This is a genomic window from Geomonas sp. RF6 (genome assembly GCF_021044625.1).
Classification (GTDB): Bacteria; Desulfobacterota; Desulfuromonadia; order Geobacterales; family Geobacteraceae; genus RF6.
The window spans coordinates 3,122,188-3,135,467 of record NZ_CP087999.1; the positions used below are offsets into that span (position 1 = coordinate 3,122,188).

Consider the following 13,280-nt stretch of genomic DNA (forward strand, 5'->3'; position numbering starts at 1 on the left):
ACGATGAAGATTTATTATGACAAGGACTGCAACCTGGACATTCTCAGAGGGAAGAAGGTGGCGGTGCTGGGATACGGCTCGCAGGGTCACGCCCACTCCAACAACCTGAAGGACTCCGGCGTTGACGTCGTTGTCGGCCTGAAGGCCGACTCCCCCTCCGTGGCGAAAGCCCAGGCTGCCGGCCTTACCGTGCTGCCGACCTCCGAGGCGGTGAAAGTCGCCGACATCATCATGATCCTGCTCCCGGACGAGATCCAGGGGGACGTGTACCGCGAGCAGATCGCTCCGTTCGTCAAGCAGGGCGCATACCTCGCCTTCGGCCACGGCTTCGCGATTCACTTCGGCCAGATCGTGCCGCGCGCTGACATCAACGTCATCATGGTCGCTCCCAAGGGCCCGGGTCACCTCGTGCGTCACGAGTACACCAAGGGTGGCGGCGTTCCCTCCCTCATCGCCATCGCCCACGACCCCTCCGGCGACTCCAAGGAGATCGCACTCGCCTACGCTTCCGCAAACGGCGGCGGCAAGGCCGGCATCATCGAGACCTCCTTCAAGGAAGAGACCGAGACCGACCTCTTCGGCGAGCAGGCCGTTCTGTGCGGCGGCATCTCCGCCCTCATCCAGTGCGGCTTCGAGACCCTCGTCGAGGCGGGGTACGCACCGGAGATGGCATACTTCGAGTGCCTGCACGAGACGAAGCTGATCGTCGACCTGATCTACGAAGGGGGCATCGCCAACATGCGCTACTCCGTCTCCAACACCGCCGAGTACGGCGACCTGACCCGCGGACCGCGCGTCATCACCGAAGAAACGAAGAAAGAGATGAAGAAGATCCTCGACGAGATCCAGACCGGCGAGTTCGCCCGCGAGTGGATGCTCGAGAACAAGGTCAACAAGCCGCGCTTCAACGCACTGCGTCGTCGTGGCAATGACCACGAGATCGAGGCAGTCGGCGCGAAGCTGCGCTCCATGATGGCATGGATCACCAACTCCAAGATCGTGGACAAGTCTAAAAACTAAAGATTGCTTTTAGTTGCAACGAAGGCCGGATTCGGGATATACTCACGCGTTGATGTGGGTCTCCCGGACCCGGCCTTTTTTCGCTTTAACCCCTTTCTTCAGTTAAAAGGGCAGCACCTTCGACGCCCTTGCCGCACCATGGTGGACCCGCCACGATGGTTCTAACTTTGCCCCACCCCCGCTTCCTCCCCCTTCCGGGGGATTCCTCGGTTCTCCTTTCCAGAGTGACCCGATGGGGATGGGGTAGCCACGAGGTAACTTGATGCGTAATCAGCATGCCCCTATCGCAGCAGAAGGGGTACCGTTCATCCTGGGGAGCTTCGCTCTCACCGCTCTCCTGGTCCTCCTGACGCTGACGGCACATGGCGCCTTCGCCATCCCGGCAGCCATCTTCGCCATCCTCACCGTTTTCATCCTCTACTTCTTCAGAAATCCGGAGCGGACCGTTCCCTCCTCCGAGAAGGCGATCGTCGCCCCCGCCGACGGCATCGTCGTGTACCGCGGCAGGGCCCACGAGCCGCATCTCGGGGTGGAGATGGAGAAGGTGAGCATCTTCATGTCCGTCTTCAACGTCCACGTGAACCGCGTGCCGGTGACCGGGAGGGTGGTGGACGCCTTCTATACCAGGGGGAAGTTCTTCGACGTGCGCGACGAGCGCGCGAGCTTTGAGAACGAGCAGAAGGGGTTGATCGTGGAGACCGCGTCCGGCGCGAAGCTGGTGGTGGTCCAGGTCGCGGGCCTTATCGCGCGGCGCATCGTCTGCTATGCGAAGGTCGGCGATCTCCTGGAGCGCGGCAGGCGCTACGGCCTGATCCGTTTCGGGTCGCGGCTCGACATCTTCCTCCCCGTGGAGACGAACGTTACCGTGACCATGGGGGAGCGTACTGTGGCGGGTGAAACCGTGCTGGGGTTGCTGCCGTGACCGAGCAGATACCGAGAAACGAAGGGATGAGAAAGGGGATCTACATCCTCCCCAACCTCTTTACCGCCGGGAGCCTCTTCGCCGGCTTTTACTGCATGGTGTCGTCGCTGAACGGCGACTACCGGACCGCCGCGCTCTGGATCCTCGCCTCCTCCATCTTCGACGGACTGGACGGCAAGGTCGCGCGCCTCACCGGGACCGCGAGCAAGTTCGGCGTGGAGTTCGACTCCCTCGCGGACCTCGTCTCCTTCGGCGCAGCGCCGGGGCTTCTCATGTACGCCTGGGCCCTGAAGCCGTTTGGCAGGCTCGGCTGGCTCGCCGCGTTCCTCTTCGTCGCCTGCGCCGCGCTTCGTCTGGCCCGCTTCAACGTGCAGGTGGAGACGGTGGAGAGCAAGCGCTTCGTGGGGCTGCCGACACCTGCCGCAGCGAGCATGGTTTCCGCCACGGTACTTATCTTCTACCACATGGGGTGGCCCGTCGCCGTGGGGCGGCTGGCGATCCTCGTCCTGATCTACTTCCTGGCACTTCTGATGGTGAGCAACGTGCGGTACTACTCCTTCAAGGACCCGTCGCTCATCAAGAAGCAGCCCTTCGCCTTCCTCGTTCTGGCGGTGATCCTCCTGATCATCATCGCCGCCGAGCCGGTGATCATGCTCTTCACCATCTTCATCTGCTACATCCTCTCCGGCCCCATCGGCTTCGTGATGACCTGGCCGCGCCGCCGCCGTCTCGAGCGCGCGCTGCGCAAAGGGCGCGAGGGTGTGCTGAGCGGCGGGGGACGGGGGACCGGAACCGGCGGGCGGTGATGTGCTGAAAGAGTTATAGTAGATGATTTGAATTGCGGCGCGTTCTATGGGATGCGCCGTTTTTCGTTCTCGTGGCCACGAACCCCATCCCCCACCCTGTCCCTCCGCACTGCAGCTGCCCCTCACGTTCCCCCCTTTGCGAAGGGTCTTCCGGGAATTCTGGGGAACGCGCTACAAAGAATCCGGGTGACCCCACGCTGGAGCGTAGGCATCTTGCCTGCGATGGCGGCGCAGCCGCCACAGACCGCGCGGCTGGCGCCGCGGTACAGGCTGCGAAGCCTGTGCTCCAGCGCGGTGCCACTACTGTCCCCTCACCTCAACGGAAGAGACCGGGCTCCATTCCCGGAATTCCCGGATGAACCTTTGCGAAGGGGGGACAGGGGGGATTTGCCTTGAGGTCCCCTCCCCAATGAAAACACCACCTTGTATACAGAAGCTCGCCTGAGCTAAAATACTGCTAGTTCAATGCTTTTTTCCGCATAGGGCATGGTGCGCCATGCTTTAGGCGCCGCTTCTGTTTCAGAGGTCGTGATGCCTGTCAGATCCGAGTCGGAGTTGTTGCAGGAAAAGCTCGACGCATGCGTGGCGAAGCTTAGGAAGAGTGAGCAGCAACTTGCGGATACGCAGCGGGTGGCGCATCTCGGGAGCTGGGAGTGCGAGATCGGCGCCGGCAAGGTGCGCTGGTCCGAGGAGACGTACCGCATATTCGGCCTCGATCCCGACCAGGTGCCTGCCTCCGACGAAGGCTTCATCGGGAGGGTGCACCTCGACGACCGGGAGCGGGTGAAGGCTGCGTTGCGGCAGGCGCCGCAGGAGGGGATCCACAACCTGCAGTTTCGCATCATCCGCCCGGACGGGTCGCTTCGGCTGGTCGTAGGAAACGGCGAGGTCGTCCACGACACCGCCGGACGTCCCGTCTCCCTCATAGGAACCTGCCACGACGTCACCGAATACCACATGGCAAAAGAGGCCCTCGGGGAGTCGGAGCAGCGCTTCTCCAAGATCTTCCAGGCCGCGCCTGCACTCGTGAGCATCACCACCGTCGCGGAAGGGATTCACCTCGAGGTGAACGCGGCGTTTCTGAAGACGCTGCGGTACGAGCGCGGCGAGGTCATCGGCCGCTCCGGTCTCGAACTCGACCTGTGGGTCGATCCCGCCGACCGCGGAAAGATCGTGCAGGCACTGCTGGAGAAAAGGGAGGTGCGGGAGCACGAGGTACTTCTTCGGGGCAAGACCGGCGCTCTCATAGCAGGCCTTCTCTCCGCTGAGCTCATTAACATCAAGGGGAAACAGTTCCTGGTGACGCTGGTAAACGACATCACGGAGCGGAAGAGGGCACAGGAGGAGCAGGCGCGGCTGGCGGCGATCGTGCAGTCCTCCGACGACGCGATAGTGGGAAAGACCCTCGACGGCATCATCGTCGACTGGAACCGCGGCGCGGAGATGCTGTATGGCTACCGTGCCAGCGAAGTCATCGGCAGGCACATCAGGATGCTCTTTCCCCCCGGCGCCTCCGATTCGTTCGAGGACGTCCTGGAAAAGCTGAGACGGGGTGAACGAGTCGAGCATTACGAGACGGAGCGAATCACCAAGGACGGCAGGATCCTGGCAGTTTCCTCCTGCATCTCGCCCATTTTCGACGGCAACGGTCGCATTACCGGGGCCGCCACCATCACACGCGACATCACGGCGCACAAGCAGGCGAAGGAGCAGATAAATCTCCTGGTGACGAGGCTCGCGGCCCGGACTCACGAACTGGAGGCGGTGATACCCGAGCTGGAGGCCTTCAACTACACCGTCTCCCACGACCTGCGCACCCCAATCACGGTCATCAGCGGATACTGCAACTGGCTTCGGTCCGAATGCTTCCCTTCCAGCGAAGAGCCATGCTCCGTGTACCTGGACGAGATACATCAGGCGGCGGAGCGGATGAGCTCCCTCATCGACACCCTCCTCGATTTTTCCCGCCTGTCACGCGCCGACCTCACGAGGGAGCCTGTCGACCTCACGACCTTTGCGCGGGAGATCGTAGCTACTCTCCAGGTCGCCGAGCCGCAGCGCCGGGTGCGGGTTGAGATAGCCGACGGAGTGGTCGTAAAAGGGGATGCCGCCATGCTCCGGGTCATGCTGGAGAATCTCCTGGGGAACGCCTGGAAGTTCACCTCGACGCGGGAGGAAGCCGTCATCGAGTTCGGTGTGACGACCGTGGAGGGGCTGCGAGCCTGCTATGTGCGCGACAACGGCGAGGGGTTCGGCATGGCAGACGCCGAGAGGCTTTTCAGCCCCTTCGGCCGCCTGTCCGGCGCGAAGAGTTATCAAGGGTTCGGAATCGGCCTCGCCACCGTGAAGAGGATCGTGAGCCGCCACGGCGGCAAGGTGTGGGGAGTCGGGGAGAAAGGGAAGGGTGCGGTATTTTACTTCACACTTTAATGGGCCGGCAGGGTCTCGTGGCCCATCGAATTCTATAGGTGTGTGCTCTTCAGGAAAGAAGTAGCTCAGGCGTCCCCTCCCTTTCAAGGGGAGGGACAGGGTGGGGATGGGGTAGAAGTGAGGTGAGCGCGCCGAGCCCCATCCCCCTCCTGTCCTCCCCCTTGAAAGGGGAGGGACGTGCTGTCGGCGGCTGAGGTGGGTAGCACTTCCGCAATCCGACCCAAAAAAAGCCCCCTCCCGGTGTCGGGAGGGGGCTTTTGATCTTACGCCAGCGGTGATTGGCAGTTGCTGCACACGTTGAGCCAGCCGTGGATCTTCCCTTCTTCTTCGACCCAGGTCGGCGCCAGCCTCGTCTCGAGGAAGGTGGCGAAGAGGGAGTCGAAGAGCTGCACCCCCTTGTCCAAGAGAGCCATCCTCTCGAAGAAGACAGCCTCGCGCTCCAGCGCCTCGTCGGTGGTGTTGTCCTTCTCCAGCTTGACCGCCGGCGACTTGAACGAGGCGAAGTGGAAGAGTTCCCCCTTCAGGGTCATCTTCCAGTTGTCGTCGCCGCTGGAAAGGTGCAGCGTCGCCTCGGTAATCTGCTTCTTGTTCAGCAGCGCGCTGCGCACTTCGTTGAAGCGGTCCTGCGGCCCCGCCACCAGGATCTTCTGCGCGCCGTTTTCCCCAGCACCGAGAAGGACGAGGCGGTCGTCGAGGTAGCCGACGAACGGCTCGCGATCCGAGTAGATCCCCGGCTGGTTCACGCTGTACTCCGACGCTTCGTTCATCGTCTGGTACATGAGCCAGAGGAGGAAGTCGGTGCCGAGCCACTGGTTCTCCTTGATGAGCTCGAGGAAGTTCTCGCTCTTTGCCTTGTTTGCCTGCTGCAGGAGCGCCTGCATCTCTTCCTTCAGCACGCTCTCCGCTCTGGCGAAGGGGTGGAAGGCGGTCAGACGCAGCCCGTCGAAAGTCTTCTTGAAGAGCTCCTCGAAAAGCTCGATCGTCTTCGCGGAGAGGGATGTGAAGGTGAGGAGACCGTTTCTGGTATCCCACACGACATCATACGTGGAGGGGGTGGGGAGGGTCTGCGACAGAAGAGTCGCGCGCACCGCTTCCTTCAGTTCCTCTTTCTTCTGCTTCGGCACCTTGTTGTAGCCGGCGTTCTCCACCAGCCACTGCTCCATCGCCCTCTCGAGGTGGGCCTTCAGGATCGGGCCCGGGACGGAGCGGCGGTCGCGGCGCAGCGTGAAGATAAGGTAGTGTTCGCGCCAGCAGGCGGCGGGGGTGTAGAAGTCGGAAACGCGCGGATCGTCCTGGTGCACCCAGCCAAGGGAGAGCTCCTCGCTCCCCTCGTCGATGGGGTTGAACCTGTTGCCGGCCAGTTGCTTCGTGGCCCACGTGTATAGGTCTTCCTGGGGGAGCTCCCCCTGGACCTTGAAATGACAGATGCTTACGGTGTTTGCGAGTATGCCCATCTCATCTTCTCCTTCTGATTGTTCCTGTCGTCCTGAAGCGAACCAATTTGGATACACCTTTTGGCGGCTCGCGGCAAGCAAAAAACGGGCTCCCATTTCGGGAACCCGTTTCGTGCCAGAGCTTGGGAATTACGGACCACTGTGGCTTCGTGAGGAGCGGCGTGCCCCCGCGCTGGAGCGTAGGCATCCTGCCTGCGATGGCGGCTTAGCCGCCACAGGGTGCGCGGCTGGCGCCGCGGCTACAGGCTGGGAAGCCTGTGCTCCAGCGTGGCGTCCCCATTGTCTGAAGAAGGGCTATTTCACCCGCTCCAGCACCTTCGCCTTCTCCGCCGAGTACTGCTCCGCGCTCAGCACTCCGCGGTCGAACTTTTTCTTCAGAAGCGTCAGCTCTTCCTCCGCAGTCAGAGTCGGCGCCGTCCCTTTCCTCTCCTTCAGTCTCGCCGCCTCCGCCTTTATATCGATCAGGTCCATCTTCATCTCGGCATTGCCATACCAGTGGGTGTAGGCAGGGTTCTGATGGTAGGCGCCTTTGATGGTGCGGGCGTAGTCGTATTTCTTCATCTTGAAAAAGAGCCGCTCTATGTGCGAGGTGTCCTCGTAGAGCATCTGCGCGTCCGTGACGAGCTTCGCCCCGCTCAACGGATGCTCCGGCCTCTGCGCCGGCATCGGGTCGAGTAACCCGAGGTCGTTCAGTTCCCACACGATTCTCTCTGCCTCCTTCAGCATGGCAAGGCTCTGGGCGCGCACCGCATCCCCGCGCTCGAGCTCCTTCTTACCGAAAGTGGGGGCATGGCACTCGGCGCAGATTTTCAGCATCTTCTGCCGCTCCGGCTCCGCCTCCTTCGCCGGTGACGGCACCCCCCCGGAGTTCATGGTGAGGCCGCCGGAGACATTGTGGCTACCACGCGGCATGTGGCAGGTCTGGCAGTCGGGGCCGACGCTCCTCCCCGCGCTCTGGTTCAGCGTACCGTGCAGCGATGTCTGCCACATCTCCCACTGCGGATGGTCCGGCCCCATGTGGCACTTTGCGCAGGAGTTCGGATCGCGCACGATCTTCAGGCTGGTGGAATGCTTCGAATGGCAGGAGTCGCAGGCTGTGGCCACGCTGTGGCAGTAGTTGCAGCCTATCTCCTGCATCTCCGGGCTCTGCTTCAGGAACCGCGCGCACTGCGCCTTTATCTTTGCCGTTTCGTCACCTTCCCGGTGGCAGAACCGGCACTCGCCCGGCTTTCTGCTGGGCAGCTTTCTGGTGCACCCCCATCCTGCCTGCAGCGCCAGGGAATGGCGGCTCGCCAGGTGATCCTCCGCGGCCTTTTTGTGGCACGGTGCGCAGACCTTGATGGTGACCTTTGCCTCCCCCCTGAGCATCTTGTCGTGATCGGTCCCGTGGCATTTTTCGCACCCGATCCCTGCCTTGGCGTGGGCGCTCTCCTTCCACTGCACGACCGCCGCGGGAGTTTCCTTCTCATGGCACTCGATGCATCCGGGGGCCGCGAAGGCAGACAGCGGCAGGGAGGTCGCCGCAATGATAGTAAGGAGTGTTGCAAACAGTTTCATCTCTTCCCCTCTTAAAAGCTCACTCTGATTACATGGTGTGCCGGTGCTTTCCCGGCAGCTTCAGTGCTTTCCCCTGGCCTTCTCCAGCTCTTCCTGCGTGATCAGCCCCTTGCTGCGCAGGCGGCGCAACTCCATCAAGCGACTGTCCTGGGAAAGGGCAGGGGCAGGTGAATCGTTGATGCCGGTGAGGAGATATATCGCGTCGCGGTACCTCAGGACGAGGACGCTACCATCGCTGGAGAAGACCCCTGTCGTCCCCGGAGGAAAGGAGGTGACTTCCTTCCGCTCCCGATAGAGGTGCCCGTCAACGAGCGCATAAGTGCCGGAGGGGGAGAGGGCGATGGAGGTTCCGGGGGAGCGGTACGCCTCAGCCTCCTTGCCACCGGAGAGCGGGATCCAGCGGGCCTCGCCGTCGGCATTCCCCATCAACACCTTCTCGCCGCCCGGAGCATAGACAGGGCCTCCCGAACCGAGGGGCGCCTCGCCGATCTGGCGCTCCCCGCTGCTGTCCAAGTGGTGCGTAAAGATCTGCAGAAAGGGGGTGAAGTTGGGAGGGTCCTTGAGCTTGGTGAGGGCGACCTCGTCTCCGTACGGCGAGAGCGCCATCGCAAAGGTTCTTGCCAGCGCCTCATCAGGCATCTTCGCGATATACGGGCGCACCGTCGTGCCGTTGGCGGGAATAGCCAGCACTTTCCCGATGCCGTCCCAGCGGTACAGGATGGAGTCGAGCTGGGCGCCGAAGCTGTATTTCTTGATGGAAAGGGCGGCGAGGACGAGCTCATCCTTGTTTCGCCACACAATCGAGGTTACCCTTCCCCCGACGGTTGTCTCGGCGAGCACCTTCCCTGCCGCGTCATAGATGCGGACAATGCTGCCGCTCCCGGCCGGAAATGCTGCTGCGACGCGCTTATCGAAGGCAGAAATGGCGACCGCGATCGGGCGCTCCTTGGCGAGCAGGCGCTTTGTTCCTGTTTTTAGATCGAGAAGTTGAAGGGATTCGTCGGAAAAGGCGAGGGGGCCGTCTCCTTCTTGGAGAGAGAAGGGGGAGCCGGAGTCGGCAGGGGAGATCTTTCGCAGCTGCGAGCCTTGAGGGAGCGGAGAGGAGTGCGGCAGAGTCGCACATCCAGAGAAAAAGCAGGCAATCGACGCCAGGAGCGCGAGCCTCGAACAGTACCGAATCATCTATCCCCCCTTACCAAAGGCCGCCATCTTAGCGGATTTACGGAGTCCTTTCAATGTGAGAAGATAGGTCGGTGTTTTCATTGCAGCCCCGGGGACTCTCGCATGGCCGGGAAAGTGCCCGCGGCCCCCTCTCCCTGAGGAGAGGGAACCGAAGGCGGGTTGGGGGCGTCCTTCGGAGAGAAAAGACGCCGCCGCAGGCGATGGACGGCAATGTAGACGAAAACGGTATACATATCTGTCGCTATGCCGACACTTCATGAAAACAATGCGTTAGAATTCTTTCTTCTAAAGGGAGTGCGGGAGTGCATGTACTGCTGCTTAAGATGAGGCTGCGTCTGATGAGCCGGACGCTGAAGGAAAAACGGAGCATCGTGAAGAGTGTGCTGTCGCGGGCGCGCAATAGCTTCAACGTCGCCTGCGCCGAATCGGAGCTCCACGACCAGCCTGGCGACGCCGAACTCTCCTTCGTCGCCCTCTCCTTCAGCGTCCCCGATGCCAGACGCCTGCTACAGCAGGTCGAGGAGTGGGTCGTGGAGACACGTCCCGATGTGGAGGTCACAGACGTCCTGGTGGAGGAGCTGTGAAAACAAAGAACTTTCCAACCTTTGAGAATGGTGATATGTAACCGTGGGCTGAAGCCGCAAGTATGTGGACCGCCGGGAACGCCTCCGGCTTATCCCGGCCTACATCACCACACGACGCTTCTGTAGGTCTGTACGCCGGAATAAGCGCAGCGTTTCCGGCAGGTCCGACTCCGTCCAGACGCGTAATTATCCATAGGGTACAAGATGCAGCGAGGGGAAAGATTGCATGGCCGAAGGGGATCTTAACAAGCTGACCATCGATAAGGAGCGCTTCGCCACGCGCCCGTCGCGCGGAAAGAAGGCACGCCTGTGGGCGGCACTGGCGGTGGCGGCGCTCCTTTTGGTGCTCGCTGCCTGGCAGGGCCTCTTCTCGCCACGCGTGGAGGTGGAGACCGCCGCCGTTTCCATGGTCTACCCTTCGCAGACCTTCTCCCTGCTTAACGCCAGCGGCTACGTGGTGGCCCAGCGCAAGGCGGCCGTCTCCTCCAAGGCGACGGGACGGCTCGATTGGCTCGGAGTCGAAGAGGGGAGTGTGGTGCGCGCCGGTCAGCCCCTGGCGCGGCTTGACGCCCGCGACGTGAAGGCCACGGAAGAGCAATCGGCCGCGAACGTGGTGAATTCGCGCCACACGCTGGAGCAGGCCCGGGTGGAACAAAAGGATGCCGCACGCGCCCTGAAGCGCGCGAAGGAGCTCGTCTCCCAGGGGATCATCGCACAGGCCGATTACGACACTGCGGAGGCGCGCTACCAGCGCGGTGTGGCAGCAACCGCCGCGGCGGAGGCCGCTGTAAAAAGTACCCAGGCGGCCCTGCGCAATGCTCAGGCGACTGTCGACTACACCGTGATACGCGCTCCCTTCGACGGCGTTGTCCTCACCAAGGATGCGGATGTCGGCGACATTGTCACCCCTCTCGGCGCGGCGGCAAACGCCAAGGCCGCAGTCGTCACTCTTGCCGACATGGGCTCCCTCGAGGTGGAGGCGGATGTGTCGGAGGCGAACATTTCCCGGGTGCGGCCGGGGCAGCCGTGTGAAGTCCTCCTCGATGCCCTGCCCGACGTGCGCTTCCCGGCCGTGCTGCACACCATCGTGCCGACCGCGGACCGCAGCAAGGGGAGCGTCATGGTGAAGGTGCGCTTCCTCACCAACGACCGCCGCATCCTCCCGGAGATGAGCGCAAAGGTGGCCTTCCTCGAAAGGGAGATCCGCGCCGGCGAGGACAAGCCGCGCGTGGCTGTACTCCCGACCGCGGTGGCGACGAGGGAGGGCAGGAGTGTCGTCTACGTCGTGCGCGGCGACAGTGTGGCGGAGACCCCGGTGAAGCTCGGCACACGGATGGGGGAGTGGGTGGAGATTGTGTCAGGCGTGAAGGCCGGCGAGAAGATCGCCATCAAGCCCCTCGACAAGCTGCACGACGGCACGAAGGTCAAGGTGCCGGAAAAATAGCCATGCCAGAGACCGCTTCCCCCATCGTTTCCATCAGGGACCTCGCCAAATCGTACCGGCGCGGCAGCCAGCTCATCCCCGTCCTCGACGGCATCACCTTCGACATCGCCCAGGGCGAATTCGTCGCCCTCATGGGCCCCTCCGGATCGGGCAAGAGCACACTTTTGAACCTCATCGCCGGGATCGACTCGGCGGACCACGGCTCCATCAAGGTCGCCGGCGTGGAAATCACCGGTCTCTCCGAGCTCGAGCTCTCTCGCTGGCGCGCCGGGCACGTCGGCTTCATCTTTCAGTTCTACAACCTGATACCGGTGCTGACCGCGTTCGAGAACGTCGAGCTGCCGCTTCTTCTCACCTCGCTGAAGAAGAGCGAGCGCCGCGAGCACGTGGAAACGGTCCTTTCGGTGGTGGGGCTGGCTGACCGCATGGATCATTACCCGGCGCAGCTTTCCGGCGGGCAGCAGCAGCGGGTCGCCATCGCCCGGGCGATCGTTACCGATCCGGAGATCCTGGTGGCGGACGAGCCGACCGGCGATCTGGACAGGGCGTCGGCGGGGGAGATCCTCGAGCTCATGGACCGACTGGTGACGGACTTCGGCAAGACCGTCATCATGGTAACGCACGACCCCCGCGCCGCAGAGAAGGCGCACATCATCAGGCATCTGGAAAAGGGTGTCCTGAGCCAGAATGGCGGGTAAATCCTCGAGATGGGAATCCCGTACTACTACAGCTTCCGGAATCTCTGGACCCGGCGCCTCACCACCGCTCTTACCGCAAGCGGGATGGGGCTCGTCGTCTTTGTCTTCGCGGCTACACTCATGCTTGCCGACGGGCTGCAAAAGACGCTGGTGGAGACAGGGTCGCCGGAAAACGTGGTGGTGATCCGCCGTTCCTCCAACTCCGAAGTTCAGAGCTCCATGGAGCGTTTGCAGACGGCTCTCCTGGAAAGCGAGCCGGAGGTGGCGGTCGGCTCCGACGGCAATCCCCTCTTCGCAAAGGAGCTGGTCGTCCTCATAAACCTGCAGAAGAGGGTCAGCAACAAGCCCGCGAACGTGGTGATCCGCGGTGTCGGCAGAAGCTCCTTTCTCCTTCGTCCTTCTGTTGTTCTCAAGGAAGGGCGCCTGCCGCGCCCGGGGTCCGCGGAAATCATCGCGGGCGCCAGCATCGCCCGCCGCTTCAAGGGAGGGGGGCTCGGGGAGACGATGCGCTTCGGCATGCGCGACTGGAGAGTCGTCGGCGTTTTCGATGCCGGTACCACCGGCTTTTCCTCGGAGATCTGGGGGGACGTCGACCAGATGATGCAGGCGTTTCGCAGGCCGGTCTACTCGTCGGTGATCTTCCGGCTGCGCGACAGCGCCGGATTCCAGCGCTACAAGGAGCGGGTGGAATCGGATCCGCGGCTCACCGTGGAGGCGAAGCGGGAGACGCAGTATTATCTCGACCAGTCCGAGGCGATGGCGAAGTTCCTGAAGATCTTAGGTCTCGTCCTTACCAGCGTCTTCTCCATCGGGGCGGTCATCGGCGCGATGATCACCATGTATGCCGCCGTGGCAAATCGCGTCAGCGAGATCGGCACCTTGCGCGCGCTGGGGTTCCAGAGGTCGAGCATCCTCGCCGCCTTTGTGCTGGAATCGCTCTTCCTCGGGCTGCTCGGGGGGCTGTTGGGGATAGCGGCAGCATCGTTCATGCAGCTCATCACCATCTCCACCATGAACTGGCAGTCCTTCTCCGAGCTCGCCTTCTCCTTTGCGCTGACCTTCGGGACGATATGGAAGTCGCTCCTTTTCTCCATGGGGATGGGGTTTATCGGCGGGGTACTCCCTGCCTTTCGGGCGGCGCGCCTCAGCATCGTGGACGCGCTGCGGGCGAGCTGACGCCAGG

At 62.6% G+C, this 13,280-nt stretch carries 11 protein-coding genes; 8 read left to right on the forward strand and 3 right to left on the reverse strand.

All coding sequences use genetic code 11. The features are described from left to right. Positions 1-3 precede the first annotated feature (3 nt). The 4 genes from ilvC to LPW11_RS13475 all read left to right on the forward strand — a co-directional run bounded on the left by ilvC (position 4) and on the right by LPW11_RS13475 (position 5,178). Positions 4-1,020 carry a ketol-acid reductoisomerase gene (gene ilvC / locus LPW11_RS13460; RefSeq protein ID WP_230994390.1) on the forward strand — a complete coding sequence of 339 codons (1,017 nt, stop codon included), beginning with the start codon at positions 4-6 and terminating at the stop codon, positions 1,018-1,020. A 262-nt stretch (positions 1,021-1,282) separates the two neighbouring features. Beyond that, the gene (locus LPW11_RS13465) at positions 1,283-1,942 is read left to right on the forward strand and encodes a phosphatidylserine decarboxylase family protein (protein WP_230994391.1); all 660 of its coding nucleotides are present in this window, start codon (positions 1,283-1,285) and stop codon (positions 1,940-1,942) included. A gap of 26 nt (positions 1,943-1,968) precedes the next feature. After that, the gene (gene pssA / locus LPW11_RS13470) at positions 1,969-2,748 is read left to right on the forward strand and encodes a CDP-diacylglycerol--serine O-phosphatidyltransferase (protein ID WP_230998292.1); all 780 of its coding nucleotides are present in this window, start codon (positions 1,969-1,971) and stop codon (positions 2,746-2,748) included. Positions 2,749-3,279: 531 nt separating this feature from the next. After that, positions 3,280-5,178 (forward strand): PAS domain-containing sensor histidine kinase, encoded by a 1,899-nt coding sequence (locus tag LPW11_RS13475; protein ID WP_230994392.1) that lies wholly within the window; start codon positions 3,280-3,282, stop codon positions 5,176-5,178. 263 nt (positions 5,179-5,441) lie between these two features. Here LPW11_RS13475 and rdgC read toward each other — a convergent pair whose 3' ends face one another. From rdgC to LPW11_RS13490, 3 genes are all read right to left on the reverse strand, one after another. Further along, positions 5,442-6,632: a recombination-associated protein RdgC gene (rdgC, locus tag LPW11_RS13480; RefSeq protein WP_230994393.1), complete on the reverse strand. Its 1,191-nt coding sequence runs from the start codon at positions 6,630-6,632 to the stop codon at positions 5,442-5,444. 294 nt (positions 6,633-6,926) lie between these two features. Continuing rightward, on the reverse strand, positions 6,927-8,189 hold the full coding sequence (locus LPW11_RS13485; protein WP_230994394.1) for a multiheme c-type cytochrome: 1,263 nt from the start codon (positions 8,187-8,189) through the stop codon (positions 6,927-6,929). Between the two features lie 60 nt (positions 8,190-8,249). After that, positions 8,250-9,371, reverse strand: coding sequence for a hypothetical protein (locus LPW11_RS13490; RefSeq protein ID WP_230994395.1), 1,122 nt, complete (start codon positions 9,369-9,371; stop codon positions 8,250-8,252). Between the two features lie 302 nt (positions 9,372-9,673). Here LPW11_RS13490 and LPW11_RS13495 point away from each other — a divergent pair, with 302 nt between their 5' ends. The 4 genes from LPW11_RS13495 (at position 9,674) to LPW11_RS13510 (ending at position 13,273) form a co-directional block, all read left to right on the forward strand. After that, positions 9,674-9,955: a DUF503 domain-containing protein gene (locus tag LPW11_RS13495; RefSeq protein ID WP_230994396.1), complete on the forward strand. Its 282-nt coding sequence runs from the start codon at positions 9,674-9,676 to the stop codon at positions 9,953-9,955. A gap of 226 nt (positions 9,956-10,181) precedes the next feature. Next, complete coding sequence (locus tag LPW11_RS13500; protein WP_230994397.1) at positions 10,182-11,399, forward strand: efflux RND transporter periplasmic adaptor subunit; 1,218 nt, start codon at positions 10,182-10,184, stop codon at positions 11,397-11,399. Between the two features lie 2 nt (positions 11,400-11,401). Further along, on the forward strand, positions 11,402-12,097 hold the full coding sequence (locus LPW11_RS13505; protein ID WP_230994398.1) for an ABC transporter ATP-binding protein: 696 nt from the start codon (positions 11,402-11,404) through the stop codon (positions 12,095-12,097). A gap of 9 nt (positions 12,098-12,106) precedes the next feature. Further along, positions 12,107-13,273: an ABC transporter permease gene (locus tag LPW11_RS13510; protein WP_230994399.1), complete on the forward strand. Its 1,167-nt coding sequence runs from the start codon at positions 12,107-12,109 to the stop codon at positions 13,271-13,273. The last annotated feature ends 7 nt before the right edge of the window (positions 13,274-13,280 follow it).

Coding starts and splice junctions, on each gene's coding strand:
- pssA (WP_230998292.1), top strand. CDS start 1,969: ATGAGAAAGGGGATCTACATCCTCCCCAACCTCTTTACCGCCGGGAGC.
- LPW11_RS13500 (WP_230994397.1), top strand. CDS start 10,182: ATGGCCGAAGGGGATCTTAACAAGCTGACCATCGATAAGGAGCGCTTC.
- LPW11_RS13485 (WP_230994394.1), bottom strand. CDS start 8,189: ATGAAACTGTTTGCAACACTCCTTACTATCATTGCGGCGACCTCCCTG.
- LPW11_RS13510 (WP_230994399.1), top strand. CDS start 12,107: ATGGGAATCCCGTACTACTACAGCTTCCGGAATCTCTGGACCCGGCGC.
- LPW11_RS13490 (WP_230994395.1), bottom strand. CDS start 9,371: ATGATTCGGTACTGTTCGAGGCTCGCGCTCCTGGCGTCGATTGCCTGC.
- LPW11_RS13475 (WP_230994392.1), top strand. CDS start 3,280: ATGCCTGTCAGATCCGAGTCGGAGTTGTTGCAGGAAAAGCTCGACGCA.
- ilvC (WP_230994390.1), top strand. CDS start 4: ATGAAGATTTATTATGACAAGGACTGCAACCTGGACATTCTCAGAGGG.
- rdgC (WP_230994393.1), bottom strand. CDS start 6,632: ATGGGCATACTCGCAAACACCGTAAGCATCTGTCATTTCAAGGTCCAG.
- LPW11_RS13465 (WP_230994391.1), top strand. CDS start 1,283: ATGCGTAATCAGCATGCCCCTATCGCAGCAGAAGGGGTACCGTTCATC.
- LPW11_RS13505 (WP_230994398.1), top strand. CDS start 11,402: ATGCCAGAGACCGCTTCCCCCATCGTTTCCATCAGGGACCTCGCCAAA.